Raw genomic sequence first — 26567 nt, 5'->3', positions numbered from 1 at the left:
GGGGCCGGCGCGTCCCCCGCGCCGACCCCTTCCCGCACCGCCCGGGAACGACCCCGTCCCCCTACGGGTCAGCCCTTCACACAGATGACCTGCTTCAGCTTCGCGACGACCTCCACCAGGTCCCGCTGCTGGTCGATCACCTTCTCGATCGGCTTGTAGGCGCCGGGGATCTCGTCCACGACACCGGAGTCCTTGCGGCACTCCACGCCCCGCGTCTGCTCCTCCAGATCCCGCGTCGAGAAGCGCCGCTTGGCCTCGCTCCGGCTCATCTTCCGGCCCGCGCCGTGCGAGGCGGAGTTGAAGGACGCCGCGTTGCCCAGGCCCTTCACGATGTACGAGCCCGTGCCCATCGAGCCCGGGATGATCCCGAACTCCCCGGAGCCGGCCCGGATCGCACCCTTCCGCGTGACCAGCATGTCCATGCCCTCGTACCGCTCCTCCGCCACGTAGTTGTGGTGGCAGGAGATGACCGGGTCGAAGGTCACCCGCGCCTTGCGGAACTCCCGGCGGACGACCTCCTGGAAGAGCGCCATCATGATCGCGCGGTTGTACTTCGCGTACTCCTGCGCCCAGAACAGGTCGTGCCGGTAGGCCGCCATCTGCGGGGTGTCCGCGACGAAGACCGCCAGGTCGCGGTCGACGAGGCCCTGGTTGTGCGGCAGCTTCTGCGCCACCCCGATGTGGTGCTCGGCGAGCTCCTTGCCGATGTTCCGGGACCCGGAGTGCAGCATCAGCCACACCGAGCCCTCCGTGTCCACACAGAACTCCACGAAATGGTTCCCGGCGCCCAGCGTCCCCATCTGCAGCGCGGCCCGCTCCCGGCGGAACTTCACCGCGTCCGCCACCCCGTCGAACCGCGACCAGAAGTCGTCCCACCCCGCCGTCGGGAACTGGAAGAGCCGGCCCGGATCCACCTCCGAGCGATGCATCCCCCGGCCCACCGGGATCGCCTGCTCGATCTTGGAGCGGAGGCGCGAGAGATCGCCGGGCAGGTCGTTCTCGGTGAGGGAGGTCTTGACCGCGGACATGCCGCAGCCGATGTCGACGCCGACGGCGGCGGGGCAGACCGCGTCCTGCATGGCGATCACGGAACCGACCGTGGCGCCCTTGCCGTAGTGGACGTCGGGCATGACGGCGAGGCCCTTGATCCACGGCAGCGTCGCCACGTTCTGCAGCTGCCGCATGGCGCCGCCCTCGACGGTGGAGGGATCGGCCCACATCCGGATCGGCACCTTCGCGCCGGGTACCTCTACGTACGACATACTTCCTCGATTCCCCCGAAAAGTCTGATAACGCAAAAACCGGAACCAAAGCCCGTACAGGTGACAGCGGACCGGCATCAACGGCTGCGTGTGCGATAGACATTGTGTCCATCGGCCGGGTTCGCGCGGCAAACAGTTTTCGGGAAAGACTTCGGGAGAAGGGAGCCTGGGACCGTGCAGCGAAAGAGGTACGCCCCCGGCCGCACCAGGCCCACGGCTCGTACCGCCGTCGTCCTCACCAGCGTCCTGGGGCTGGGCCTCGGACTCGGGCTGACCGGCTGTTCCGCCGGCGCTCCGGCCGACGACGTCGCCGTCGACGCGAAGGCGGGCCCCGCGGTCCCCGTCGCGCCGCCCGGCCGCTACCGCACCCTGTTCGAGCCGTGCGGCGCGATCCCGCAGGCCACCCTCAAGGACCTGCTCCCCGGCGCGGCCGCGCTGCCCGACGCCGAGCGCGCCAAGGCGTACCGGGGGTCGGCCGCCGTCACGTACGACACCGACCGGCGCGTGGGCTGCACCTGGCGGGCCGACGGCCCCGACACCTCCCACCAGCTCACCCTCGACATCGAGCGGGTCGTCTCCTACGACACCACGGTGAGCGACGCCGACCGCGCGCAGGAGGTGTTCACCGGCAAGCAGCTCGGCGCGGGCATCCCACTGGCGCCCACCCCTCCGCCCACGCCCACGACCACCGCCACCGCGACGACGCCGCCCGCGACGACGAGCCAGGTGGGGACCCCCTTCTCGGCACAGGGCAAGAACCCGGCCGGAAAGCCGTCGGCGACCAAGGCCGTCCCGACCCCGACGGGCTCCCCGGACCCGGCCTCCACGGGGCTCGAACCGCGCCTGCTCGACGGTCTCGGCGACATCGCGTTCCTCGACGACGTCCTCGGCAAGGTCGGCGCGAACGTCCACCAGCGGTCCGTCAGCGTGGTGTTCCGCACATCGAACGTCATCGTGACGGTGTCCTACCGGGAGCAGGCGACGGGTTCCGTCGAGGCCCCCGACAGCAAGGAACTGCAGGAAAAGGCCCGGAATCTGGCCCGGCTGCTCGCCGACCGGCTGGAGGAGTAGCCGTCCGCATCCGCTCCGTGAGCGGACGGCGACCACGTAACGTGTCGGCGTACCCGTGACCGCCCCGTGGCCACGGCCACGGCCGTCACCCGGACCGCCGGCCGGACCGTACGACAAGCGACTGAAGGAACCATGCAGCGATCTGCCTCGCGACTCACCCGCATACTCGCCTGCGCAGCCGTCCCGGTGATGCTCGTCGCCGCCGGCTGCTCCTCGGACTCCGGCGACTCCAGCAGCTCCGGCACCCCTCAGGGGCAGGACAAGGCGTCCGCGTCCGCGTCGGCGACCCCGTCGCCCTCGCAGTCGACGAAGACGGTCGATCCCGCGAAGTTCGCGAAGCTGCCCGACGTCTGCAAGTCGATCTCCGCGAAGACGACGGGCGCGCTGGTGCCCAAGGCGAAGACGAAGACCGGCACGCCCGCCGCGTCGAGCGACCTGGCCCACCGGGGCGGCTGCTCGTGGAACGGTCTGGACGACAAGGGCGTGAAGGGTTCGCACTACCGCTGGCTGGACGTGTCCTTCTACCGGTACGAGTCGGACGCGGCGCTCGGCAGCGGCCAGGAGCGCGCGCAGGAGAACCTGGGCAAGGAGCTCGCCAAGGTCCAGCAGACGCCGGGCGCGAAGAAGCTCCGGACGCTGGCGGCGCCGGGCATCGGCGACGAGGCGCAGGCGGTGACCTACCAGGTGCGCAAGACGGACGAGGACTTCGTGTACGCGTCGGTCGTGGCGCGGACCGGGAACGTGCTGGTGCTGCTGTCGTACAACGGTGCCGGATACGCGGGTGCCGCGACCCCCACGGACAAGGCGATCGTGGACGGCGCCGTGGCGGCGGCGAAGGAGGCCGTGGCGGCGGTCGCGGCGGCAAACAAGTAGTCACAAACCCGCGCAGGGTGGCACATCCATGCGGAGCCCGTCCCTCCCCCGGGGGCCGGGCTCCTCGCGCATGTGCCACTCTGTGCGCGCCGGATGTCGTTTGACGGGAGGGGATCGCGGGTGGCCGCGATGCAGCTGACACGCACACACCGAATACTCATCGGCCTCGTCATCGCCGGTGCGCTGGTCATCGCCGGGATCGGCTTCGCGGGCTCGTACGCCGCCGTCCGTGAGCTCGCCCTGCAGAAGGGATTCGGCGACTTCTCGTACTTCTTCCCCATCGGCATCGACGCCGGCATCTGTGTGCTGCTGGCGCTCGACCTGCTGCTGACGTGGCTGCGGATCCCGTTCCCGCTGCTGCGCCAGACGGCGTGGGTGCTGACGGCGGCGACGATCGCCTTCAACGGCGCGGCCGCCTGGCCCGACCCGCTGGGCGTCGGCATGCACGCGGTGATCCCCGTGCTGTTCGTGGTGGCCGTCGAGGCCGCGCGGCACGCGGTGGGCCGGATCGCGGACATCACGGCCGACAAGCACATGGAGGGCGTGCGGATCACCCGCTGGCTGCTCTCCCCGGTGCCGACGTTCCGGCTGTGGCGGCGGATGAAGCTGTGGGAGCTCCGTTCCTACGAGCAGGTCATCAAGCTGGAGCAGGAACGTTTGATCTACCAGGCCCGCCTGCAGGCGCGGTTCGGTCGCGGCTGGCGCAGGAAGGCGCCGGTGGAGGCGCTGATGCCGCTCCGGCTGGCGCGGTACGGCGTCCCGCTGGCCGAGACGGCCGCCGCGGGTCTGGCGGCGGCGGGCATCGAGCCGGCGGTGCTGCCGTCCGAGCAGCAGGCGGTGGCGCTCGTGCCGGGTCAGGCCGAGCTGCCGGCCGGGTTCCAGGAGCCGGTGCAGGGCCAGGGGCAGGGGCAGGGCCAGGGCCAGGGCCAGGGGCAGCTTCCGGGCGCTCCGCTTCCCGTGCCGGGCCAGGTTCCGCCCCAGGGGCAGGTCCCCGGGCAGCCGCAGCCGCAGTTCCCCGCCCAGGGGCAGGTCCAGGGGCAGGTCCAGGGACCGGTCCAGGGGCAGCCGCAGGGGCAGGTCCCGGCGCAGGGGCCGCACCCCGGCGGGCCGGTGAACCACGAGAGCCAGTGGTTCGCGGCGCAGACGTCGCCGGAGACGTACGAGGGGACGTACAACCCGCAGATCGTGGAGGGCCTGGAGCCCATGCCGGTCCCGGTCCCGCAGGGTCCGGAGGACGTGCCGCCGCCGGGTCCCGAGGAGTTCGTCCCGTACCCCGAGTACGTCGAGGAGGCGCAGCCTCCCGTGAACGAGTTCGACGAGGACGTCTTCAAGATCATGTGGTCGTACGTGCAGGACAACGACCGGTTCCCGGCCGACGCCGAGCTGGCGCAGCTGGTCGCCGCGCACTACGGCCTCCAGGAGTTCCCGGCCGCGGACACCGACCTGCTGTACCGGATCATCCCCGCGACCCAGCAGCGGGTCTCGGACGCGATGGCCGAGCTCGACACCGCCTGACGCCCGGCGGCGACGACCGCAGGGGTCGCGCCGCGGCGGACGGAGGAGGGCCGCCCCCGGATTCCCGGGGGCGGCCCTCCTCCGTACCGTGCGCGACCTCAGGCGGCGAGGAGCTTCCTCACCCGGTCCGCGCCCACGGCCAGGAGCAGCGTGGGCAGACGCGGTCCCGTCTCCCGGCTCACGAGGAGCTTGTAGAGCAGGGCGAAGAAGGCCCGCTGCGCGAGCTTCAGCTCGGGCGTCGGCTTGGCCTCGGCGTCGAGACCGGCCATCACCTTCGGGACGCCGTAGACGAGGGTGGTGAGCCCGTCGAGCGACCAGTGGGTGTCGAGGCCGGCCAGAAGCAGCCGGAGCGACTCGTGGCCCTCGTCGTCGAGGGAGCCGAGCAACTCGGTGTCGGGCTCCTCGCGGACGATGGTGCGCTGGTCGGCCGGGACCTGGTTGGTGATCCAGTTCTCGGCGCGGTCGAGCCGCGGACGGACCTCGTCGAGCGAGGTGACCGGGTTCTCCGGGTCGAGCTCGGTCAGGATCCGCAGGGTCTGCTCGTCGTGGCCGGCGGTGATGTCCATGACCGAGGCGAGCGTCCGGTACGGCAGCGGGCGGGGCGTGCGGGGCAGCTCGCCGGCGGCCGTGCGGGCGGCGCGGGAGTGGGCGGCGGCGTCGGCGGGCAGCACGGTGCCGTCGGCGACCTTGGCCTCCAGCTTGTCCCACTCGTCGTACAGCCGCTGGATCTCCTGGTCGAAGGCGATCTTGAAGGACTGGTTGGGCTTGCGGCGGGCGTAGAGCCAGCGCAGCAGCGGCGCCTCCATGATCTTCAGGGCGTCGGCCGCGGTCGGCACCCCGCCGCGCGAGGAGGACATCTTGGCCATGCCGCTGATGCCGACGAAGGCGTACATCGGGCCGATGGGCTGGACGCCGCCGAAGATCTCGCGGACGATCTGGCCGCCGACGACGAAGGACGAGCCGGGCGAGGAGTGGTCGACGCCGGAGGGCTCGAAGACGACGCCCTCGAAGGCCCAGCGCATGGGCCAGTCGACCTTCCAGACCAGCTTGCCGCGGTTGAACTCGCTGAGCTTGACGGTCTCGGAGAAGCCGCAGTCCGTGCAGGTGTAGGCCAGCTCGGTCGTCTCGTCGTCGTACGACGTGACGGTCGTCAGGTCCTTGTCGCACCGCCCGCAGTACGGCTTGTACGGGAAGTAGCCCGAGGAGCCGCCGGAGCCGTCGTCCTCGGCGGCGGCGCCGGAGCCCTCCTCGGCCTCCAGCTCGGCCGCGTCGACCGGCTTCTGCGACTGCTTCTTCGCCGCCTTCTTCGTCCGGTACTGGTCGAGGATGGCGTCGATGTCGCCGCGGTGCTTCATCGCGTGCAGGATCTGCTCGCGGTAGGTGCCCGCGGTGTACTGCTCGGTCTGGCTGATGGGGTCGTACGCGACGCCCAGCTCGGCGAGCGACTCGACCATCGCGGCCTTGAAGTGCTCGGCCCAGTTGGGGTGGGGCGAGCCGGCGGGGGCCGGGACGGAGGTCAGGGGCTTGCCGATGTGCTCGGCCCAGGACGCGTCGATGCCCTCGATGCCGTTCGGCACCTTGCGGAAGCGGTCGTAGTCGTCCCAGGAGATCAGGTGCCTGACCTCGTGCCCGCGGCGGCGGATCTCGTCGGCCACCAGGTGCGGGGTCATGACCTCGCGGAGGTTGCCGAGGTGGATGGGGCCGGACGGGGAGAGGCCGGAGGCGACGACGACCGGTTTGCCAGGCGCACGTCGCTCCGACTCGGCGATGACCTCGTCCGCGAAACGGGAGACCCAGTCGGTCTCGGTGCTGCTCTGAGCCACGGTCGGTACGTCCTTCTTCCTGAGGGGGTTCTGCCTGACAGCCCTTGCGTGAGCCATTCTCCCAGACGGAAGAGCGCACTCGGAGGTTGTCCACAGCCGACATCCCGTACGGCCCGGCCGTCCACAGGCGGGGAAATCGCGTTGCGAGCCCGTGGGACACTTGACGGGCGAATCAGATCTGACGGACTCAACAGGAACGGAAGCTCATGGCCTCGGTCCCTTCCCTCGCTTCGACCGTGCAGCAGCGCCTCGCGGACGGCCTCTCGGCAGCCCTGCCGGACGCCGCGTCCGCCGACCCGCTGCTGCGACGAAGCGACCGGGCCGACTTCCAGGCCAACGGCATCCTGGCGCTGGCCAAGCAGCTCAAGGGCAACCCGCGCGAGCTGGCGGCGAAGGTCGTCGAGGCGATCCCGGCCAACGACGTGCTGAAGGAGATCGAGGTCTCCGGCCCCGGCTTCCTCAACATCACGGTGACGGACGCGGCGATCGTCGGGACGCTGGCGGCCCGCGCCGCCGACGCCCGCCTGGGCGTCCCGTTCAACGAGGCGGCCGGCACCACGGTGATCGACTACGCCCAGCCGAACGTGGCCAAGGAGATGCACGTCGGGCACCTGCGGTCCGCCGTCATCGGCGCGGCGATGGTCGAGATCCTGGAGTTCACGGGCGAGACGGTGGTCCGCCGCCACCACATCGGCGACTGGGGCACCCAGTTCGGCATGCTCATCCAGTTCCTGATCGAGCACCCGCACGAGCTGGACCACTCCTCCGACGCCGAGGTCTCCGGCGAGGAGGCCATGTCGAACCTGAACCGGCTCTACAAGGCCTCGCGCGCCCTCTTCGACTCCGACGAGGAGTTCAAGACGCGGGCCCGGGCGCGGGTCGTCGACCTGCAGGCCGGCGACGAGGAGACCCTCGCGCTGTGGCAGCGGTTCGTCGACGAGTCGAAGATCTACTTCTACTCGGTCTTCGACAAGCTCGACATGGACATCCGGGACGGCGACGTCGTCGGCGAGTCCGGCTACAACGACATGCTGGTGGAGACCTGCCGCATCCTGGAGGAGTCGGGCGTCGCGGTCCGCTCCGAGGGCGCGCTGTGCGTCTTCTTCGACGACGTGAAGGGCCCGGACGGCAACCCGACCCCGCTCATCGTCCAGAAGTCCGACGGCGGCTTCGGGTACGCGGCGACGGACCTGTCCGCCATCCGCGACCGGGTGCAGAACCTCAAGGCCTCCTCCCTGCTGTACGTGGTGGACGCCCGCCAGTCCCTGCACTTCAAGATGGTCTTCGAGACGGCCCGCCGGGCCGGCTGGCTGAACGACGAGGTCAAGGCCGTCCAGCTGGCCTTCGGCACGGTCCTCGGCAAGGACGGCAAGCCGTTCAAGACCCGTGAGGGCGAGACGGTGCGGCTGGTCGACCTCCTGGACGAGGCGGTCGACCGGGCGACGGCCGTCGTCCGCGAGAAGGCCGAGAAGGTCGGCCTGTCCGAGACGGAGATCGTCGAGAACGGCCGGTACGTGGGCATCGGCGCCGTGAAGTACGCCGACCTGTCGACGTCCGCGGCGCGGGACTACAAGTTCGACCTGGACCAGATGGTGTCGCTCAACGGCGACACGTCGGTGTACCTGCAGTACGCCTACGCCCGGATCAGGTCGATCTTCGGCAAGGCCGGCGACCGTCGCCCCGCCGCCCACCCCGAGCTGGAGCTGGCCCCGGCGGAGCGCGCGCTCGGCCTCCACCTGGACCGGTTCGCCGAGACGGTGGCCGAGGCCGCCACGGAGTACGCCCCGCACAAGCTGACGGCGTACCTCTACCAGCTCGCCTCGCTCTACACGACGTTCTACGACCAGTGCCCCGTCATCAAGCCGGAGCCGGCGCAGGAGGTCGCGGAGAACCGCCTCTTCCTCTGCGACCTGACGGGCCGCACCCTGCACCAGGGCATGGCCCTGCTCGGCATCCGGACGCCCGAGCGCCTCTGAGACACCCAGGCGAAACCCCCGGCGCGGACGACCGTGCCGGGGGTTTCGTCGTCAGCGGATGCTGTGCGAGGTCCGGCCCGACACCTGGTCGATCTCCGTGTGGGCCTTCTGGAGCAGCTGCGAGGCCAGATCCATCAGGGCACGCGCCCCGGCGATCTCCTCGCCCACCCGCAGCTGGTCCGGGTCCGAGGGGTGACGGTTCGCGGTGCCGTGCGCCCGGAACTCCGTCCCGTCCGACAGCCGGACCATCGCCGCGGCCCGCGTCCGGTCGCCCTCCTCCTTGAACTCCATCTCCACATGCCATCCGACAAGCGTGTGCATCATGAGGACCACCTCCACCGAGGTACCTGTCGGCTACCCCTCCAGGGTGCGCCGCCCCGTGCCGCCCCACCACTCGCCCACGCGGGCCGCGTCGCCGGAACACCCCTGGGGGCGAGGCCCCGGTGGGGCCTCGCCCCCAGGGGGTGCCGGTGGGACCGGGTCAGCGGCGTCCGGCGGACAGCTTCCGGGCGACCTCGGTGGCCCAGTAGGTGAGGATCATCTGCGCGCCGGCGCGGCGGATGCCGGTGAGGGTCTCCAGGATCGCCTTGTCGCGGTCGATCCAGCCCTTCTCGGCCGCCGCCTCGACCATCGCGTACTCCCCGCTGATCTGGTAGGCGGCGACCGGCACGTCCACCGACTCCGCGACCTTCGCCAGGACGTCCAGGTAGGGACCGGCCGGCTTCACCATGACCATGTCGGCGCCCTCCTCCAGGTCGAGCGCGAGCTCGCGCATCGACTCCCGGAGGTTGGCGGGGTCCTGCTGGTAGGTCTTGCGGTCGCCCTTGAGCGAGGAACCGACGGCCTCGCGGAAGGGACCGTAGAACGCGGAGGAGTACTTCGCGGTGTACGCGAGGATCGCCACGTCCTCCTTGCCGATGGTGTCGAGCGCGTCGCGGATGACCCCGATCTGCCCGTCCATCATCCCCGAGGGGCCCACCACGTGGACGCCGGCGTCCGCCTGGACCTGCGCCATCTCGGCGTAACGTTCCAGCGTGGCGTCGTTGTCGACGCGGCCCTCGGCGTCCAGGACACCGCAGTGCCCGTGATCGGTGAACTCGTCGAGGCACAGGTCCGACATGATGACGAGCTCGTCCCCGACCTCGGCCTTCACGTCGCGGATCGCGACCTGCAGGATGCCGTCCGGGTCGGTCCCCACCGTCCCCGCCGCGTCCTTCTTCGCGTCCTCCGGCACCCCGAAGAGCATGATCCCCGAGACCCCGGCCTCCACCGCCTCCACCGCGGCCCGCCGCAGCGTGTCCCGCGTGTGCTGCACGACGCCGGGCATCGCCTTGATCGCCACCGGCTCCGCGATCCCCTCGCGCACGAACGCGGGCAGGATCAGGTCTGCGGGATCCAGCCGCGTCTCCGCCACCATCCGCCGCATGGCGGGCGTCGTCCGCAGCCGCCGCGGCCGCGTCCCGGGAAACGATCCGTACGAGTTCATGCCACCGAGGCTACGCCCGCCGTCCCCCTGCCCTTACCAACACCTTGTGGGCATACCTCCCCCCGTCCCGCCCCCGGAACGGGATCCCAGGTGGCCCTCCGTGCGGGCAGTCGTCCCGCACAAGACAAAAGGTGCGGGCCCCGAAGGACCCGCACCCCCGCACTGCAACCCGCTACGTCGTCCGACGGCGCCGCGCCCCCGGCCTCCGCTCGCTCGGCCGCGTGACGGGATCGCCCGCCTCCCGCGCCGCCTCGCGCCGCCGCAGACCGAAGTCCGCGAGGGCCTCGGCCAGCTTGTGGACGGAGGGTTCGGGCGACAGCACGTCGACCCGCAGCCCGTGCTCCTCGGCGGTCTTCGCCGTGGCGGGACCGATGCACGCGATGACGGTCACGTTGTGCGGCTTGCCGGCGATGCCGACCAGGTTCCGCACCGTCGACGAGGACGTGAAGAGCACCGCGTCGAACCCGCCGCCCTTGATCGCCTCCCGCGTGTCCGCCGGCGGCGGCGACGCCCGTACGGTCCGGTAGGCGGTGACGTCGTCGACCTCCCACCCGAGCTCGATGAGCCCCGCGACGAGCGTCTCGGTCGCGATGTCGGCCCGCGGCAGGAAGACGCGGTCGATCGGGTCGAAGACCGGGTCGTACGGCGGCCAGTCCTCCAGGAGGCCGGCGGCGGACTGCTCCCCGCTGGGCACCAGGTCGGGCTTGACGCCGAAGTCGACGAGCGCGGCGGCGGTCTGCTCGCCGACGGCCGCGACCTTGATGCCGGCGAAGGCGCGGGCGTCGAGCCCGTACTCCTCGAACTTCTCGCGGACGGCCTTGACGGCGTTCACCGAGGTGAAGGCGATCCACTCGTAGCGTCCGGTGACGAGCCCCTTGACGGCCCGCTCCATCTGCTGGGGCGTGCGCGGCGGCTCGACGGCGATGGTCGGCACCTCGTGGGGCACCGCGCCGTAGGAACGCAGCTGGTCGGAGAGCGAGGCGGCCTGCTCCTTGGTGCGCGGCACGAGCACCCGCCACCCGAAGAGCGGCTTCGACTCGAACCACGACAGCTGGTCCCGCTGGGCCGCGGCGCTGCGGTCGCCGACCACGGCTATGACCGGCCGGTGGCCCTCGGGCGAGGGGAGGATCTTGCCCTGCTTGAAGACCTGGGCGATGGTGCCGAGCGTCGCGTTCCAGGTCCGCTGGCGGGTGGTGGTGCCGGCGATGGTGACGGTGAGCGGGGTGTCCGGCTTACGGCCCGCGGACACCAGCTCGCCGGCCGCGGCGGCCACCGAGTCCAGGGAGGTGGAGACGACGACGGTGCCGTCGGAGGCGCCGACCTCGGCCCAGCACCGCTCGTCGGCGGTGCGGGCGTCGACGAAGCGCACGTCCGTGCCCTGCGCGTCACGCAGCGGCACACCCGCGTACGCGGGCACGCCGACGGCCGTGGCGACGCCGGGGACGACCTCGAAGGGGATGCCCTCGGCGGCGCAGGCGAGCATCTCGGCTCCCGCGTTCCCGTCGAGGCCGGGGTCGCCGGTCACCGCGCGGACGACCCGCCTGCCGCCCCTCGCGGCCTCCATGACAAGATTGGCCGCATCCCTCAACACGGGGACCCCGGCGGCTGTTGACGCCTCGTCGACAACCGTCAGCTCCGGCGTGCTCACCCCCGCACGTGCGTGGCCGCGGACGACCTCGAGCACCTCGGGCTCGGCGATCAGGACGTCCGCTCCCGACAGGGCCTCCACGGCCCTGAGGGTCAGCAGTCCGGGGTCGCCTGGGCCTGCGCCGAGGAAGGTCACGTGTCCGTGGCCGGCGAAGGCCGGGGACAGCGGGCTGGTGGTCGGGCTGGTGGGGTTCAAAGTGCTCGCTCCCCCATAAGACCGGCCGCTCCCTTGGCGAGCATCTCGTCCGCGAGTTCGCGTCCGAGCGCCATGGCCTCGTCGTGCGAGGTGGGTACGGGTCCGGTGGTGGACAGCTGCACGAGCGTGGAGCCGTCGGTGGTGCCGACGACGCCGCGCAGGCGCATCTCGGTGACAACCTGCCCGTGACCGGGGTCGTCGGCCTGCAGGTCGGCCAGCGCACCCACGGGTGCGGAGCAGCCGGCCTCCAGGGCGGCGAGCAGGGATCGCTCGGCGGTCACGGCGGCCCGGGTGTGCGGGTCGTCGAGCGCGGCGAGCGCGGCGACGAGGTCGGCGTCGGACGCCGGACACTCGATCGCCAGTGCCCCCTGGCCGGGGGCGGGCAGGACGGAGTCGACCGACAGGTGGTCGAGCGACAGGGAGCCGGTGAGCTCCGCCGTCCCGCCGATGCGGTTGAGGCCGGCCGCGGCGAGAACCACCGCGTCCAGTGCACCGCTGTGCACGAAGCCGACCCGGGTGTCGATGTTCCCCCGGATCGGGACGCAGGTGAGTTCCAGACCGTGGTTGCGCGCGTAGGCGTGCAGCTGGGCCATCCGCCGCGGCGAACCGGTCCCGACCCGCGCGCCCTGGGGCAGCCGGTCCAGGGTGACGCCCTCGCGGGCGATCAGGACGTCGCGCGGGTCCTCGCGCCGCGGGATCGCGGCGAGCGCGAGCTCGGGGTGCTGCGCGGTCGGCAGGTCCTTCAGGGAATGGACGGCGAAGTCCACCTCGCCGGCGAGCAGCGCGTCGCGCAGGGCGGCGACGAAGACGCCGGTGCCGCCGATCTGCGCGAGGTGCTCCCGGGAGGTGTCCCCGTACGTCGTGATCTCCACGAGCTCGACGGGCCGGCCGGTCAGCTGCCGGACGGCGTCGGCCACGTGCCCGGACTGGGCCATGGCGAGCTTGCTGCGCCTGGTCCCGAGCCTCAGTGCCCTCTCGGTCATACTCGCCCTCGGTTCTTGACGTCGGCGTCATTCAGGTCGGCCCGGCTGACAGAAGCCACCGTCTCCGGGTCGAGGTCGAAGAGTGTCCGCAGCGCGTCCGCGTACCCGGCGCCGCCGGGCTCGCTGGCGAGCTGCTTGACCCGCACGGTCGGCGCGTGCAGGAGCTTGTCGACCACCCGGCGCACGGTCTGGGTGATCTCGGCGCGCTGCTTCTCGTCGAGGCCGGGGAGCCGGCCCTCGAGGCGCGCGACCTCGTTCGCCACGACGTCGGCGGCCATGGTGCGCAGGGCGACGACGGTGGGGGTGATGTGGGCGGCGCGCTGGGCGGCGCCGAAGGCGGCCACCTCGTCGGCGACGATGCCCCTGACCTGGTCGACGTCGGCGGCCATGGGCGCGTCGGCGGAGGCCTCGGCAAGCGACTCGATGTCGACGAGCCGGACACCGGGGATGCGGTGGGCGGCGGCGTCGATGTCGCGGGGCATCGCGAGGTCGAGCAGGGCGAGCGGGGCGCGGCGGTCGCGTACGGCGTCCTCGACGGCCTCGCCGGTGAGGACGAGTCCGGTGGCGCCGGTGCAGGAGACGACGACGTCGGCACGTGTCAGTTCGTCGCCGACGGCAACCATCTCGACCGCGCGTGCGGCGACCCCCGTGCCGCCGGGCTCCCCCAGGATCTGGGCGAGCCGCTCGGCGCGGGCGAGGGTGCGGTTGGCGACGACGATCTCGGAGACGCCGGAGCGCGCGAGCGTGGCGGCGGCCAGGGAGGACATGGAGCCGGCGCCGATGACGAGCGCCTTCTTGCCCTTGGCCCAGCTCTCCACGTCGGTGCCGTCGGCGAGCTGCTCCAGGCCGAAGGTGACGAGCGACTGGCCGGCCCGGTCGATGCCGGTCTCGCTGTGGGCGCGCTTGCCGACCCTCAGGGCCTGCTGGAAGAGGTCGTTGAGGAGACGTCCGGCGGTGTGCAGCTCCTGGCCGAGGGCGAGGGCGTCCTTGATCTGGCCGAGGATCTGCCCCTCGCCGACGACCATGGAGTCGAGCCCGCAGGCCACCGAGAAGAGGTGGTGGACGGCGCGGTCCTCGTAGTGCACGTAGAGATAGGGGGTGAGCTCGTCCAGGCCGACGCCGCTGTGCTGCGCGAGCAGCGTGGACAGCTCGGCGACACCGGCGTGGAACTTGTCCACGTCGGCGTAGAGCTCGATGCGGTTGCAGGTGGCCAGGACGGTGCCCTCGGCGGCCGGTTCGGCGGCGAGGGTGTCCTGGAGCAGCTTGGCCTGGGTGTCCGCCGCCAGCGAGGCCCGCTCCAGGATGGAGACGGGGGCGCTGCGGTGGCTCAGCCCGACGACGAGGAGGCTCATGCCGGCATCACCGCGGGGAGGTCCCCGTCGGGTCCCTTGCGGCCGCCGCTCGCGCCGCGGGGGGCGGGCGGGGCGACGGCGGCGGTCTCGGCGTCGGGCTCGGGGGCGTTCTCGCCGCCCGCTTCCTCGCCGGCCTTGCGCTGCTCGTGGAAGGCGAGGATCTGGAGCTCGATGGAGAGGTCGACCTTGCGCACGTCGACGCCGTCGGGCACGGAGAGCACGGTGGGGGCGAAGTTCAGGATGGAGGTCACCCCGGCGGCCACGAGCCGGTCGCAGACCTGCTGGGCGACGCCGGCCGGGGTGGCGATGACGCCGATGGAGACGCCGTCCTCGTTGATGATCTTCTCGAGGTCGTCGCTGTGCTGGACGGGGATCCCGGCGACCGGCTTGCCGGCCATGGCGGGGTCGGCGTCGATCAGCGCGGCGACGCGGAAGCCGCGGGAGGCGAAGCCGCCGTAGCCGGCGAGCGCGGCACCGAGGTTGCCGATGCCGACGATGACGACGGGCCAGTCCTGCGTGAGGCCCAGCTCGCGGGAGATCTGGTAGACGAGGTACTCGACGTCGTAGCCGACCCCGCGGGTGCCGTAGGAGCCCAGGTAGCTGAAGTCCTTGCGCAGCTTCGCCGAGTTGACGCCGGCGGCGGCCGCGAGCTCCTCGGAGGAGACCGTGGGTACGGAGCGTTCCGAGAGCGCGGTGAGGGCGCGCAGATACAGCGGAAGGCGGGCGACGGTGGCCTCGGGAATTCCTCGGCTTCGGGTCGCCGGTCGGTGAGTTCGGCCAGTTGCCACGGTGCTCCTGCGGGATGAGCGGGGCTGCAGGCGGCCATATGTCCCAAGACCGCCCCGTCGAATGCAGGCTATGTCTTTGTGAACGCGTGCACAAAGATGGTGTCCGTTTTGTCCGGCCAAAGTGACCGGGGTCACGCGGCCGGTTCGCATCGTCGCGGAACCGGAGAGCGTGTCAGCGCGTTGGGAACCCGAAGGGGGCAAAACCGCACACACCTCTCACGACGTCGCCCCCGAAACCCAACAAAACGTCCATGATGGTAACCGCCTTTCGGTCACGCACCCAGTTCGCGCCGGAGCCGCTCCGCGTCCACGCGCCAGAACGTGTGCTGCTCGCCGTCGACCAGGACGACCGGAATCTGCTCCCAGTAGGCCCGGTGGAGCTCCTCGTCCCGGGAGATGTCCTTCTCCTCCCAGCGTGCGCCCGTCTCGGCGCACACCGCCTCGACCACCGCGCGGGCGTCGTCGCAGAGATGGCACCCCGGCTTGCCGATCAGCGTCACGGTGCGCGACGCGGGGTCGGCCTTCTTCTTCGTCCGTCCGAACATGACGTCCATTCTGTCCCCTCGGCCGGGCGGCGCCCCGCCACCGTGCGCGACCCGTCCGCGACCGAGCGGCACCCGATTAACAGGGGAGCCCCACACTGTTCACGCCCTGGCATCGTCACACGTCGGGTAGGACCGAACAGACTGGCTATGCTCACGACATGGCCTCTCTGGGATGGCTCACCCCCCGTAGGCGCTCCGCCACCGCGCGCAGCGTCCTCGCAGGCGAGGCCGCTGCCGAGGCGGCGCGCAAGTCCTCGCTCCAGCTGGAACGGGAGCGGGAGGAGGAGGCGGCCGCGGCTGCGGCCGAGGCCGAGACCCCGCCCGAACCGGAGTTCCCGGTCGTCGGCGACGTGAGGGCCGCCGCCTTCTTCGACCTCGACAACACCGTCATGCAGGGCGCCGCGATCTTCCACTTCGGCCGCGGCCTCTACAAGCGGAAGTTCTTCCAGCGCCGCGAACTCGCCCGCTTCGCCTGGCAGCAGGCATGGTTCCGGCTCGCCGGGGTCGAGGACCCCGAGCACATGCAGGACGCCCGCGACAGCGCCCTCTCCATCGTCAAGGGCCACCGCGTCGCCGAACTGATGTCGATCGGCGAGGAGATCTACGACGAGTACATGGCCGACCGCATCTGGCCCGGCACCCGCGGCCTGGCCCAGGCACACCTGGACGCCGGCCAGAAGGTCTGGCTGGTCACGGCCGCCCCGGTCGAGACGGCCACGATCATCGCCCGCCGGCTCGGGCTGACCGGCGCGCTCGGCACGGTCGCCGAGTCCGTGGACGGCGTCTACACCGGCAAGCTGGTCGGGGAGCCCCTGCACGGACCGGCCAAGGCCGAGGCGGTACGGGCGCTCGCCACCGCCGAGGGCCTGGACCTGACCCGCTGCGCCGCGTACAGCGACTCGCACAACGACATCCCGATGCTGTCGCTCGTCGGCCACCCGTACGCGATCAACCCCGACGCCCAGCTGCGCAAGCACGCCCGGGACCGCGAGTGGCGGCTGCGCGACTACCGCACCGGCCGCAAGGCCGCGAAGGTCGGCATCCCCGCGGCCGCGGGGCTCGGCGCCCTCGCCGGCGGGACGGCCGCCGCGGTCGCCCTGCACCGCCGCCGCCACTGACACCCCGGGGGCACCCGCCCCGTCCGCCCCGGGCCCGCCGCGCCGGGCGGCCCGGGGGCCGCGGCCTCCGGGTGCGCCGCCCACCTGCCGATACGTTTCGGCTGCGATCATCTGCGACAACCCCGGACCAGCGGCCCTCACCCGTCCGTGGTCGAACACCCCCGCACGCGTCGACCACCAGGCAATCCGGACTCCTTACCCAGCAGCGGCCACGATCACGCACACGTCGCGCACTTGAACACAACGTAACGCGCACGCAGTCACACTCGGAAGCAAAACGATCAACAACTAGTCACTAACCGTGCCTTGTTCCGACTGCAAGCGGTAACGGAAACGACGGAACCGGTGATTTGAGCAACTGGGTGTAGCGCTGCCTGTACGAAGCGTTATTCTCCTCAGACGCACAAAGGACCCCTCGCGTCGTCACGACGGGTGAACGGTCCCGCACTGCACGTGATGGAAGCTCTGCCTCTGGGAGTCCCGTGTACCCACACGTCGGGGTTGACACCTCGGGCCTGGCTACGCTGCGCGCAACGGTCCTCGACCTCTTGCGCGGCTTCGTCCCCACCGCGTACGCCGGCCCTGTCCCCGCTTTCGCCTTCGCCGCACCGGCACCCGTCGGGCCCTGCTACGCCCTCGCCGACGGCGGGGCCGCCGTGGGCAGACGTGGCGCGCGATCCACGACCTCGACCACCCACCGCCGGCCCACCGCCGACAGCGACAGCGCCCGCATGATGGACCTGGTCGAGCGGGCCCAGGCCGGCGAGGCCGAGGCGTTCGGCCGCCTGTACGACCAGTACAGCGACACGGTCTACCGCTACATCTACTACCGCGTCGGCGGGAAGGCGACGGCGGAGGACCTCACCAGCGAGACCTTCCTGCGCGCCCTGCGCCGGATCTCCACCTTCACCTGGCAGGGCCGCGACTTCGGCGCCTGGCTGGTCACCATCGCCCGGAACCTGGTCGCGGACCACTTCAAGTCCAGCCGCTTCCGCCTCGAGGTCACCACCGGCGAGATGCTCGACGCCAACGAGGTCGAGCGCAGCCCCGAGGACTCGGTCCTGGAGTCCCTCTCCAACGCCGCCCTCCTCGACGCCGTCCGCCGCCTCAACCCCCAGCAGCAGGAGTGCGTGACCCTGCGCTTCCTCCAGGGCCTCTCGGTCGCCGAGACCGCCCGGGTCATGGGGAAGAACGAGGGTGCGATCAAGACCCTCCAGTACCGGGCCGTCCGCACCCTGGCCCGCCTCCTCCCGGACGACGCCCGCTGACCGCTCCGCGCCCCCCACACGCGGTCCCGTGCCCCGTCCGGCACGCTCCCTCCCCCCACTCCGACGTCTTTCCCCACGCCCCCACGACCCCCGCCCAACTCACAGTCGGTGACGCCTCGATGACGCACTGGTCCGATCATCTTTCGCGCGTAACCCAAGTGCCGCGCCGCTCGTTGTGCGGGATGCAGGCTCCCTGTGGACACGCCATGTCCGCAGCCACTCACTCTTTCGTGTGGATGCGCTCAAGGTGTGCAACCCTCCGGACACCCCGGGGAGTCGACCATCATGACGAGAGGAGGTGCCGCCCGTGATCGCGAACGTATCGGCGCACCGGCGGGCGAACGCCTTCGCCCAGGCCCTGGAGGACCGGGCGTCCGAGGGCGCGGCGGCCGAGCAGCCCGAAGCCCCGGCCGAACCGGCCGAGCAGGGGCGGCTGTCGGCCTTGGCGAACGGTCTCGGCGCGTTGCCGAAGCCACAGCTGGACCCCGAGGTCAAGGTGGTGCAACGAGCCCAGCTCGTCGCCGCCATGGAAGCGATGCTCATGGAGGGCAGCGCGGCCGGGGGCCCCATGGTCCCGGAGCAGCGCACGGCCGGCGGCAAGGGGACCCACCGGGCCTCCCCGCTCCGCAAGCTGCGCCCCCGTTCCCGCTGGACCAAGGGCCTCGCCGCCGGCGGTCTCACCGTCGGTGTGGCGGCGGGAGCCTTCGGCGGGGTGGCCGCCGCAAGCTCCGACGCCCTGCCGGGCGACTCGCTCTACGGGCTCAAGCGGGGCATGGAGGACATCAAGCTGGGCATGGCGGATGACGACGCGGACCGCGGCGGCATCTACCTCGACCAGGCTTCCACCCGCCTCAGCGAGGCCCGCAGGCTCATGGAGCGCGGCCGCGCGGGCGACCTCGACCACGAGTCCCTCGGCGAGATCCGCCGGGTCCTGGGCGGAATGAAGCACGACGCCAGCGAAGGCCACCGCCTGCTCCGCCAGGCGTACCAGCGGGACGGCGAGATCGCCCCGATGGCACGGCTCAACTCCTTCGCCCAGGCCCACCGGGACGCCTGGAACGGCCTCCGCGACCGGCTGCCCGTGCAGCTCGCGGACGTCGGCAGCGAGGTGACGCACGTCTTCGACGCCATAGACGAGGACGTCCAGCCGCTCCAGTCGATGCTCCCCCGCACCCCCGAGAAGGGTGCGATCGGTTCCGCCGACCCGAGCAGCAGGCCCGGCTCCCCGGGCGGCGGCCAGGGGACGGACGCCCAGCGTCCGCCGTCCGGCGACACCACCGCGCCCGGCGGCCACTCCGCGCCGCCGCGTCCGTCCGGGCCGAGCACGGGCACCAGCCCGAGCGCGGGCGGCACGGTCGACCCGGAGGACGACGGTCTCCTCGGCGGCAGCGCCGGCGGGCTGCTCAAGCCCTCCCCGACCGGGACCCCGTCCGTCCCGTCGGGCGGCCAGGCTACCTCGGACGTCCCCGACGTCACCCTTCCGCCACTCCTGCCGGGCCTTCTTCCGGGCCTCGGCATCGACAGCGAGGACGCTCGCTAGCAAGGAGAAGGGGCGCCCCCACGGACGGGGGGCGCCCCTTCTTCATGCCCGTCGGCCGGCAGGCGGTCGGTCAGAAGAAGACCGACCGCCGCTGCACCAGCAGCTTGTAGAGCGTGTGCTGGATCTGCTCCCTGACCTGATCCGTCAGGTTGAACATCAGCATCGGGTCCTCCGCGGCCTCCGGCGCGTACGAGTCCGTCGGGATCGGCTCGCCGAACTGGATGGTCCACTTCGTCGGCAGCGGCAGCGCCCCCAGCGGACCCAGCCACGGGAAGGTCGGCGTCAGCGGGAAGTAGGGGAAGCCGAGCACCCGCGCCAGGGTCTTGGCGTTCCCGATCATCGGGTATATCTCCTCGGCGCCCACGATCGAGCAGGGCACGATCGGCACCCCGGCCCGCAGCGCCGTCGAGACGAAGCCGCCCCGCCCGAACCGCTGGAGCTTGTACCGCTCCCCGAACGGCTTCCCGATCCCCTTGAAGCCCTCCGGCATGACGCCGACGATCTCGCCGGACCGCAGCAGCCGTTCCGCGTCCTCCGCGCAGGCGAGCGTGTGCCCCGCCTTGCGGGCCAGTTCGTTGACGACCGGCAGCATGAAGACCAGGTCCGCGGCGAGCAGGCGCAGGTGCCGGCCGGCCGGGTGGTGGTCGTGGACGGCGACCTGCATCATCAGCCCGTCCAGCGGCAGCGTCCCCGAGTGGTTGGCGACGATCAGCGCCCCGCCGTCGGCCGGGATGTTCTCGACGCCCTTCACCTCCACCCGGAAGTAGCTCTCGTACAGCGGGCGCAGCAGCGACATGAGGACCTGGTCGGTGAGCTCCTCGTCGTAGCCGAACTCGTCGACCTCGTACTCGCCGGTGATCCGGCGCCGGAGGAACGCGAGCCCGCCCGCGAGCCGCCGCTCCCAGCCGCTGCCCCCGGCGCGCTCGCCGGAGCCCTCTGCGGGCCCGTCCGCGCCGCCGTGCGCGCCGGTCGCCGGGCCGGCCGACTCAGGCTCCCCGGCGTCCTGCTGAGGCCCCGGCAGGGCCCGTACGGGCGCGGCCTCGCCGTCGGCCCTCCCGGGCCGCCGCCGGGCCCGCGACCGGTCGTCGTCGAACGGAATGACCTTGGCGTCCGCCATCGCTTGTCCGGTCTCCTCAGGCGCCGTCGTGAACAGGGGGAACAGGGGTCACGGGAGAGGCGGCCGGCGCGGCGGCCGCGGAGCGGCCCAGGCGTCCGGCGAGCCGGTCCACGGCCCCGGCGAGCAGCTCGGGCGGCAGCAGCCCCGGCCCCCGGCTGTGCGCGAAGTCGGCGAAGGCCTCCGCCGTGGTCCGGCGCGGCGTGAAGCCGAGGACCTCGCGCGTCTGGACCGTCGAGACGACCCGTCCGTGGGTCAGCAGGCGGATCTGCTCGGGCGCGAAGTCGGTGATCCCGACCGTGCGCAGCGCCGTGCCGACCCAGGTGACCGCGGGCAGCAGCACCGGCACGGTCGGCCGGCCGAGGCGCCGGGCGCACTGCGACAGCAGCAGCACCCCGTCCCCGGCGATGTTGAACGTGCCGCTGTTCAGGGTGGACCGGCGCGGCTCGTGCGCCACCAGGCGCAGCACGTCGACGACGTCGTCCTCGTGGACGAACTGGAGCCGGGGGTCGTAGCCGAGGACGGTGGGCAGGACCGGGAGCGCCAGGTACTCGGCCAGCGGGGAGTCGATCCGGGGCCCGAGGATGTTGGCGAAGCGCAGCACGCAGACCGCCACGTCCGGGCGGCGCCGGGCGAAGCCCCGTACGTATCCCTCGACCTCGACGGCGTCCTTCGCGAAGCCGCCGCCCGGCAGCGACTTGGCGGGGGTCGTCTCGGTGAAGACGGCCGGGTCGCGGGGCGCGGCACCGTAGACGCCGGTACTGGACTTGATCACCAGCCGCCCGATCCGCGGCGACTTTTGGCAGGCGCCCAGCAGCTGCATGGTGCCGATGACGTTGGTCTCCTTGACCGACGTCCGGCCGCCGGCGCCGAGCGGGGTGCCGGTGACGTCGAGGTGGACCACCGTGTCGACGTCGTGTTCGGCGAGGACCTTCGCGATCTCCGGCCGCCGGATGTCGGCGCGGACGAACTCGGCGGCGCCGAGCTGGTGCTGCGGCTCGACCGCGTCCACGGCGATCACCCGGTCCACCTCGGGGTCCCGCTGGATCCGCCGCACGAAGCGGCCGCCCAGATGCCGGGCGGCACCGGTGACGAGCACGACCTTGCCCAAGATCCGCGCCTTCCGTCCGTCTTCCTTTGGTCGCCACCGTAGCGCCTCCGGATTTCCGCGCGATAAAAAACGTGGCCCTCCACCGCGAACGGTGAAGGGCCACGCCTGACGCACGAAATGCTGCGGTGCAGCGGTCGCCTTACTTCTTGTTGCGACGCTGAACGCGCGTGCGCTTGAGCAGCTTGCGGTGCTTCTTCTTCGCCATCCGCTTGCGCCGCTTCTTGATAACAGAGCCCACGACTACCCTCGCTCACTTCTCGGAACATCCCCGCCTCCCGGCGGGGATCGGTGCGGGGCGTCTGGGCCCACACGACCTACGTCGGCCTAGCCTACCGTCCCGAGCACCGGGCTTGTAATCCGAGGGCCGTACGGAGGTCTCCCGGCGTTACGGCCGCGCGCTCGCTACGCGGTCCCCACCCCCACGAAGGACTCCCTCAGGTACTCGTGAACCGCCTGTTCCGGCACCCGGAAGGACCTGCCCACCCGGATCGCCGGCAGATGACCGCTGTGCACCAAGCGGTACACGGTCATCTTCGAGACGCGCATCACCGAGGCGACTTCCGCCACGGTCAGAAACTTGACCTCGTTGAGAGGTCGATCGCCAGCAGCCATGACCCACCTGTACCTTCCGCCGCGACGCCCACCGGCTTCCCCTCCGGTGACTCTTCGTCGCCGAGCGCTCACTCTCCAGACTAGGGGCGGGTGGTACGAGTGGGGAAGAGGAGCTGCCATCGGCCGTTTACCGTGACAGACACGCTCGATTGAGTACATAGCGCGTGAGAGGACGGTAGGAGGCGGAGCGCACGCCGTCGTCCAGGGGGACCGCCACCGACACCTGCCCCTCCGCCTCACCGACGAACAGCGCCGGATCATCCGTATCGGCCAGCCCGATGGCCTCGATACCCAGCTGACCAGCACCGCAGACCCAGCCGTGATCCCCGACCACGAGCTCCGGCAGCGGCCCGCCGGCCTCGGCCGCGCTCTCCAGCGCGGCCCTGACCGGCAACGGCGAGTGGGAATGCGCCCCCCGCTCACGCCCTCCCCCGGGCGGTCCGGGCTCCCGTACCAGCGCGACCCCCCGTACGTAGTCGAGGAGGTACGTGCGTACGCCGAACCGGGTCGTTATGTCGACACATCTCCCCTGCGCCGGGGTGAGGACAAGACATCCCGCCGCCGACAAAGCGTCTGCGAGAGCGACGTAGAAACCGAGCAGACGGTGGGGGTGCCCCGTCCCGAACAGCACCGGGACCCGCCCCGCGGCCGCCGCGGCCAGCCGCCCGGCGAAGGCGTCGAGCCCCCTCAACGTGCGCTCGGGATCGATGGCGTCGGCCCCCGTCCGGTGCGCCGGATCCCCCGACACCCCGCACTTGTCCGCCATCAGCCTCAGCAGATCGGCCTCATCCCACCCACCGGTCGGATCGAGCCCCAGCAGCACCCGCGGATCCCGCGCGGCGAAGAGCCGGTAGCTCCGCAGGTTCTCCTCCCGCGACGTCGCCACGGTCCCCGCCAACCCCGCCGCCAACAGATGCGCCCGCAGCGCCCCGGTACTCAACACCCTTCCGATGCTGCCGGAACACCCTCGCCGCCGAGTCGAAACCCCCCGCACACCGCACGGTCGGCGTAACCACGGCCGTGCGGTCCCCTCAGCCGCCCCGAAAGGGGGGACGACCACCCCGGCCGCGTCCCCCCGGGACCGGAGGAGACGCCTAGGCGAGCAGCCCGCGCAGCGGGAAGGCGGCCTTCCGCGTCGCCAGCACCGCCTGGTCCAGCCGGTCCGCCGGGTCGTACCCCTCGGACCAGTCGCGGAAGCCCACCGGCCACCGCCCGTCCGTCATCCGCGCCGGCCCCAACTGCCGGGTCCGCGCGTACACCTCGTCCCGCCACGACGACGGGATCACCGACGCGGGGTCCACCGGCGCGTGCGCCGCGATCCCCACCAGATGCGTCCACGACCGCGGCACGACGTCCACCACCGCGTACCCGCCGCCGCCCAGCGCCAGCCAGCGCCCGTCGGCATGCGCGTGCGCCAGCTCGTGACACGCCTCCTGCACCGCCCGCTGCGCGTCCAGCGACACCGCCAGGTGCGCCAGCGGATCCTCGAAGTGCGTGTCCGCCCCGTGCTGCGTCACCAGGACCTGCGGCCGGAAGTCCGCGAGCAGCTCGGGCACCACCGCGTGGAACGCCCGCAGCCACCCCGCGTCCCCCGTCCCGGCCGGCAGCGCCACGTTCACGGCCCCGCCCTCGCCGGCCCCCGCCGCGCCCGTCTCCTCCGGCCACCCCGTCTGCGGGAACAGGGTCCGGGGATGCTCGTGCAGCGACACCGTCAGGACCCGCGGATCGTCCCAGAACGCCGCCTGCACCCCGTCGCCGTGATGCACGTCCACGTCCACGTACGCGACCCGCTCCGCGCCCAGTTCGAGCAGCCGCGCGATCGCCAGCGAGGCGTCGTTGTAGATGCAGAACCCCGAGGCCGAGCCCGGCATCGCGTGGTGCAGACCGCCCGCGAAGTTCACCGCATGCGCGGCCTCCCCGCGCCACACCGCCTCCGCCGCCCCCACCGACTGCCCCGCGATCAGCGCCGACACCTCGTGCATCCCGGCGAACGCCGGGTCGTCGACGGTGCCCAGCCCGTACCCCTGGTCGGCACCGCGCGGATCCGCCGACGCCGCCCGCACCGCGGCCACATAGTCCTCACGGTGCACCAACCGCAGCGTGGAGTCCCCGGCCGGCTTCGCCGACACCACGTCCACCGCCCCGTCCAGGCCGAACGCCCGCACCAGCGACATCGTCAGCGCGAGCCGTACCGGATCCATCGGATGCTCGGACCCGAAGTCGTACTGCGTGACAGCTTCATCCCACATCAACAGTGCGCGGCCGCTCATGACCGCCACCGTATCGGGCCTCCCGCGAGCCGAACGACGTGGCGTACGCCACCGTCACCAGGACCAGCACCATCGGCACGAGCATCGCCCCCCGATAGCTCCACGCGTCCCCCAGGGCCCCCACCAACGGCGACCCGACCAGGAACCCCACGTAGTTGAAGACGTTCAGCCGCGCCACCGCCGCGTCGCTCGACCCCGGGAACAGCCGCCCGGCCGCCGCGAAGGTCTGCGGCACGATCACGCTCAGCCCGAACCCCAGGACCGTGAACCCCGCGATCCCCACCCAGGCCCCCTGCGCCACCGACACCACCGCGAACCCCAGCGCCGCGAGCACCGCCCCGCCCCGCACGACCGCCGCGGCCCCGAGCCTGCGCACCCCCAGGTCCCCCACGGCCCGCCCGAGCAGCGTCGTGACCATGTACGCGTTGTACGGCACGGTCGCCACCTCCTCCGAACTGCCGAGCACGTCCTGGAGGTACTTGGCGCTCCAGTTGGAGACCGTGGAGTCCCCGATGTACGCGAAGGTCATCACCAGGCACAGCGGCAGCAGCAGCCGGAACGCGATCCCGCTCCCCTTGGCAGCCGCCGCCTCCTCCGCCGGCCCGTCCCCACCGGCCACGTACCAACGGCTCCCGACGAACGCCGCGGGCAGCAGCACGGCCACGACCGGCAGGTACGACACGAACAGCGACAGGTGCCAGTGGGCACCCACCCAGGCCAGCGAGGCCCCCGCGATTCCGCCGAGGCTGTACGAGGCGTGGAAGCCGAGCATGATGCTCCGCCCGTACGCCCTCTGGAGACTGACCCCGAGCATGTTCATCGAGGCGTCCAGCGCACCGACGGCGAGCCCGAACAGCCCCAGGGCGACGGCCGCCTGCCACAGCTCCGACCCGGCGCCCACCGCCAGGAGCGCGAGCAGCACGAACGGCTGCGCCCACCGCAGCACCACCGCGGGCCCCACCCGGGCGACGACCTTCTCGGTCGCCACGCTCGCCACCCCGGCCAGGATCGGCACGGCGGCCAGGAACGCCGGCAGCAGCCCGTCGGATATCCCGTACCGGTCCTGGATCGCCGGGATCCGGGTCACGAGCAGGGCGAAGGTGACCCCCTGCACGAAGAAACTGACCGCCAGGGCTCCCCGCCCACGCCGCAACCGCGCATCCGTCATAGCGGCACAGCGTATGGCCGGAACCTACCGCTGGGTAGATGGATCACAGGCCCAAAATCGCGGGCAGCTCGTCCATCCTCCCGAAGAACCCGGCGGCCCCGGCGAGCTTCTCCTCCGGGGTCATCGCCGTGAACCCGTACACGTCCATCCCGGCCGCCAGCGCCGCCTGGACCCCGAGCCGGCTGTCCTCGATCACCACGCACCGCCCCGGGACCACCCCCATCCGCTCCGCGGCGTGGAGGAACAGGTCCGGCGCCGGCTTGCCCCGCCCCACGTCCTCGGAGCTGAACACGATCTCGTCCCGGAACCACGCGTCCAGCCCGGTCTTCCGGTGCCCGACCCGGATCCGCTCATGGCTCCCCGAGGACGCCACGCAGTACGGCACCCCCGCCGCGACGAGCCCCTTCAGCACGTCCGTGGCCCCGGCCACCGGCTCCAACTCCGCCCGGAACGCCTCGAAGACCCGCCCGTGGAACGTCTCGTCGAACCCCGCCGGCAGCTTCTGCCCGGTCCGCTCCTCCACCAGGTCGTGAATCCGGTGCATCGCCGACCCCATGTAGTCCCGCACCGACTCCTCGTACGTCGTCGGGTGCCCGAGCTCCGTCAGATAGCCGGCCAGCAGCGTGTTGGAGATCGGCTCGCTGTCCACGAGCACACCGTCGTTGTCGAAGATGACCAGGTCGTATCGCATGACCACAGCCTAGAACGCAAAAATGCCTCAACCCCCGGACGATGTCCGGGGGTTGAGGCTAAAAATTGTTCGGCGGCGTCCTACTCTCCCACAGGGTCCCCCCTGCAGTACCATCGGCGCTGAAAGGCTTAGCTTCCGGGTTCGGAATGTAACCGGGC

Annotated in this window: 24 protein-coding genes and 1 rRNA gene; 7 read left to right on the top strand and 18 right to left on the bottom strand. The window is 71.8% G+C overall.

The genetic code is table 11. The features are described 5' to 3' along the window. Window positions 1-68: 68 nt before the first annotated feature. Window positions 69-1262 (bottom strand): RtcB family protein, encoded by a 1194-nt coding sequence (locus ACZ60W_RS29715; protein WP_469758474.1) that lies wholly within the window; start codon window positions 1260-1262, stop codon window positions 69-71. Window positions 1263-1436: 174 nt separating this feature from the next. Here ACZ60W_RS29715 and ACZ60W_RS29710 point away from each other — a divergent pair, with 174 nt between their 5' ends. The 3 genes from ACZ60W_RS29710 (at window position 1437) to ACZ60W_RS29700 (ending at window position 4721) form a co-directional block, all read left to right on the top strand. Continuing rightward, window positions 1437-2333 carry a DUF3558 domain-containing protein gene (locus tag ACZ60W_RS29710; protein ID WP_469758473.1) on the top strand — a complete coding sequence of 299 codons (897 nt, stop codon included), beginning with the start codon at window positions 1437-1439 and terminating at the stop codon, window positions 2331-2333. A 132-nt stretch (window positions 2334-2465) separates the two neighbouring features. Then, window positions 2466-3206, top strand: coding sequence for a DUF3558 domain-containing protein (locus ACZ60W_RS29705; RefSeq protein WP_469758472.1), 741 nt, complete (start codon window positions 2466-2468; stop codon window positions 3204-3206). A 120-nt stretch (window positions 3207-3326) separates the two neighbouring features. Further along, complete coding sequence (locus tag ACZ60W_RS29700) at window positions 3327-4721, top strand: DUF2637 domain-containing protein (RefSeq protein ID WP_469758471.1); 1395 nt, start codon at window positions 3327-3329, stop codon at window positions 4719-4721. A gap of 98 nt (window positions 4722-4819) precedes the next feature. On the opposite strand, the gene lysS is transcribed toward ACZ60W_RS29700, so the two are convergent. Continuing rightward, complete coding sequence (gene lysS, locus ACZ60W_RS29695) at window positions 4820-6601, bottom strand: lysine--tRNA ligase (protein WP_469758470.1); 1782 nt, start codon at window positions 6599-6601, stop codon at window positions 4820-4822. Between the two features lie 149 nt (window positions 6602-6750). Between lysS and argS the strand changes: the two genes are divergently transcribed. Then, window positions 6751-8520, top strand: a complete 1770-nt coding sequence (gene argS, locus ACZ60W_RS29690; protein ID WP_469758469.1) for an arginine--tRNA ligase — start codon at window positions 6751-6753, stop codon at window positions 8518-8520. Between the two features lie 51 nt (window positions 8521-8571). Here the strand turns inward: argS and ACZ60W_RS29685 are convergent, their stop codons facing one another. The 7 genes from ACZ60W_RS29685 to ACZ60W_RS29655 form a co-directional block, all read right to left on the bottom strand. Beyond that, window positions 8572-8841 (bottom strand): DUF1876 domain-containing protein, encoded by a 270-nt coding sequence (locus tag ACZ60W_RS29685; RefSeq protein ID WP_469758502.1) that lies wholly within the window; start codon window positions 8839-8841, stop codon window positions 8572-8574. Window positions 8842-9001: 160 nt separating this feature from the next. Then, window positions 9002-10006, bottom strand: a complete 1005-nt coding sequence (gene hemB, locus ACZ60W_RS29680) for a porphobilinogen synthase (RefSeq protein WP_469758468.1) — start codon at window positions 10004-10006, stop codon at window positions 9002-9004. Window positions 10007-10178: 172 nt separating this feature from the next. Continuing rightward, window positions 10179-11849, bottom strand: coding sequence for a bifunctional uroporphyrinogen-III C-methyltransferase/uroporphyrinogen-III synthase (locus tag ACZ60W_RS29675; RefSeq protein ID WP_469758467.1), 1671 nt, complete (start codon window positions 11847-11849; stop codon window positions 10179-10181). Then, entirely contained in the window at window positions 11846-12832 is a 987-nt protein-coding gene (gene hemC, locus ACZ60W_RS29670) for a hydroxymethylbilane synthase (protein WP_469758466.1), read from the bottom strand. Before hemC ends, ACZ60W_RS29675 begins: the two co-directional genes overlap by 4 nt. Then, window positions 12829-14184, bottom strand: a complete 1356-nt coding sequence (locus ACZ60W_RS29665; protein WP_469758465.1) for a glutamyl-tRNA reductase — start codon at window positions 14182-14184, stop codon at window positions 12829-12831. Before ACZ60W_RS29665 ends, hemC begins: the two co-directional genes overlap by 4 nt. After that, a complete protein-coding gene (locus tag ACZ60W_RS29660) occupies window positions 14181-14972 on the bottom strand; it encodes a redox-sensing transcriptional repressor Rex (protein WP_469758464.1) in 792 nt (263 codons plus the stop codon). The genes ACZ60W_RS29665 and ACZ60W_RS29660 overlap by 4 nt, the downstream gene beginning before the upstream one ends. A gap of 272 nt (window positions 14973-15244) precedes the next feature. Beyond that, window positions 15245-15526, bottom strand: coding sequence for a glutaredoxin family protein (locus tag ACZ60W_RS29655; RefSeq protein ID WP_469758463.1), 282 nt, complete (start codon window positions 15524-15526; stop codon window positions 15245-15247). Window positions 15527-15675: 149 nt separating this feature from the next. Here ACZ60W_RS29655 and ACZ60W_RS29650 point away from each other — a divergent pair, with 149 nt between their 5' ends. The 3 genes from ACZ60W_RS29650 (at window position 15676) to ACZ60W_RS29640 (ending at window position 19443) form a co-directional block, all read left to right on the top strand. Continuing rightward, window positions 15676-16635 carry an HAD family hydrolase gene (locus ACZ60W_RS29650; protein ID WP_469758462.1) on the top strand — a complete coding sequence of 320 codons (960 nt, stop codon included), beginning with the start codon at window positions 15676-15678 and terminating at the stop codon, window positions 16633-16635. Between the two features lie 482 nt (window positions 16636-17117). Continuing rightward, window positions 17118-17903, top strand: a complete 786-nt coding sequence (locus ACZ60W_RS29645) for an ECF subfamily RNA polymerase sigma factor, BldN family (RefSeq protein ID WP_469758461.1) — start codon at window positions 17118-17120, stop codon at window positions 17901-17903. Between the two features lie 307 nt (window positions 17904-18210). Continuing rightward, entirely contained in the window at window positions 18211-19443 is a 1233-nt protein-coding gene (locus ACZ60W_RS29640; RefSeq protein ID WP_469758460.1) for a DUF5667 domain-containing protein, read from the top strand. A gap of 70 nt (window positions 19444-19513) precedes the next feature. Here ACZ60W_RS29640 and ACZ60W_RS29635 read toward each other — a convergent pair whose 3' ends face one another. The 9 genes from ACZ60W_RS29635 to rrf form a co-directional block, all read right to left on the bottom strand. Continuing rightward, on the bottom strand, window positions 19514-20560 hold the full coding sequence (locus tag ACZ60W_RS29635; protein WP_469758459.1) for a lysophospholipid acyltransferase family protein: 1047 nt from the start codon (window positions 20558-20560) through the stop codon (window positions 19514-19516). A 16-nt stretch (window positions 20561-20576) separates the two neighbouring features. Next, window positions 20577-21668 carry an NAD-dependent epimerase/dehydratase family protein gene (locus ACZ60W_RS29630; protein WP_469758458.1) on the bottom strand — a complete coding sequence of 364 codons (1092 nt, stop codon included), beginning with the start codon at window positions 21666-21668 and terminating at the stop codon, window positions 20577-20579. Window positions 21669-21807: 139 nt separating this feature from the next. Next, window positions 21808-21906, bottom strand: a complete 99-nt coding sequence (locus tag ACZ60W_RS29625) for a 30S ribosomal protein bS22 (RefSeq protein WP_003948845.1) — start codon at window positions 21904-21906, stop codon at window positions 21808-21810. A 164-nt stretch (window positions 21907-22070) separates the two neighbouring features. Further along, window positions 22071-22280, bottom strand: coding sequence for a helix-turn-helix domain-containing protein (locus ACZ60W_RS29620; protein ID WP_030223786.1), 210 nt, complete (start codon window positions 22278-22280; stop codon window positions 22071-22073). A gap of 127 nt (window positions 22281-22407) precedes the next feature. Beyond that, the gene (locus ACZ60W_RS29615; protein WP_469758457.1) at window positions 22408-23223 is read right to left on the bottom strand and encodes a phosphatase; all 816 of its coding nucleotides are present in this window, start codon (window positions 23221-23223) and stop codon (window positions 22408-22410) included. Between the two features lie 151 nt (window positions 23224-23374). Continuing rightward, window positions 23375-24550, bottom strand: coding sequence for an acetoin utilization protein AcuC (locus tag ACZ60W_RS29610; protein WP_469758456.1), 1176 nt, complete (start codon window positions 24548-24550; stop codon window positions 23375-23377). Further along, the gene (locus ACZ60W_RS29605) at window positions 24519-25718 is read right to left on the bottom strand and encodes an MFS transporter (protein WP_469758455.1); all 1200 of its coding nucleotides are present in this window, start codon (window positions 25716-25718) and stop codon (window positions 24519-24521) included. The genes ACZ60W_RS29610 and ACZ60W_RS29605 overlap by 32 nt, the downstream gene beginning before the upstream one ends. Before the next feature lie 43 nt (window positions 25719-25761). Then, window positions 25762-26409: an HAD family hydrolase gene (locus ACZ60W_RS29600; protein WP_469758454.1), complete on the bottom strand. Its 648-nt coding sequence runs from the start codon at window positions 26407-26409 to the stop codon at window positions 25762-25764. 67 nt (window positions 26410-26476) lie between these two features. Beyond that, a 5S ribosomal RNA gene (gene rrf, locus ACZ60W_RS29595) occupies window positions 26477-26567 on the bottom strand; the annotation flags it as partial.

The sequence above is a fragment of the Streptomyces sp. NPDC104202 genome, from assembly GCF_055584185.1.
Note: the sequence above shows the minus strand (reverse complement) of the source record. Positions and strands in the feature narration are given on the sequence as shown.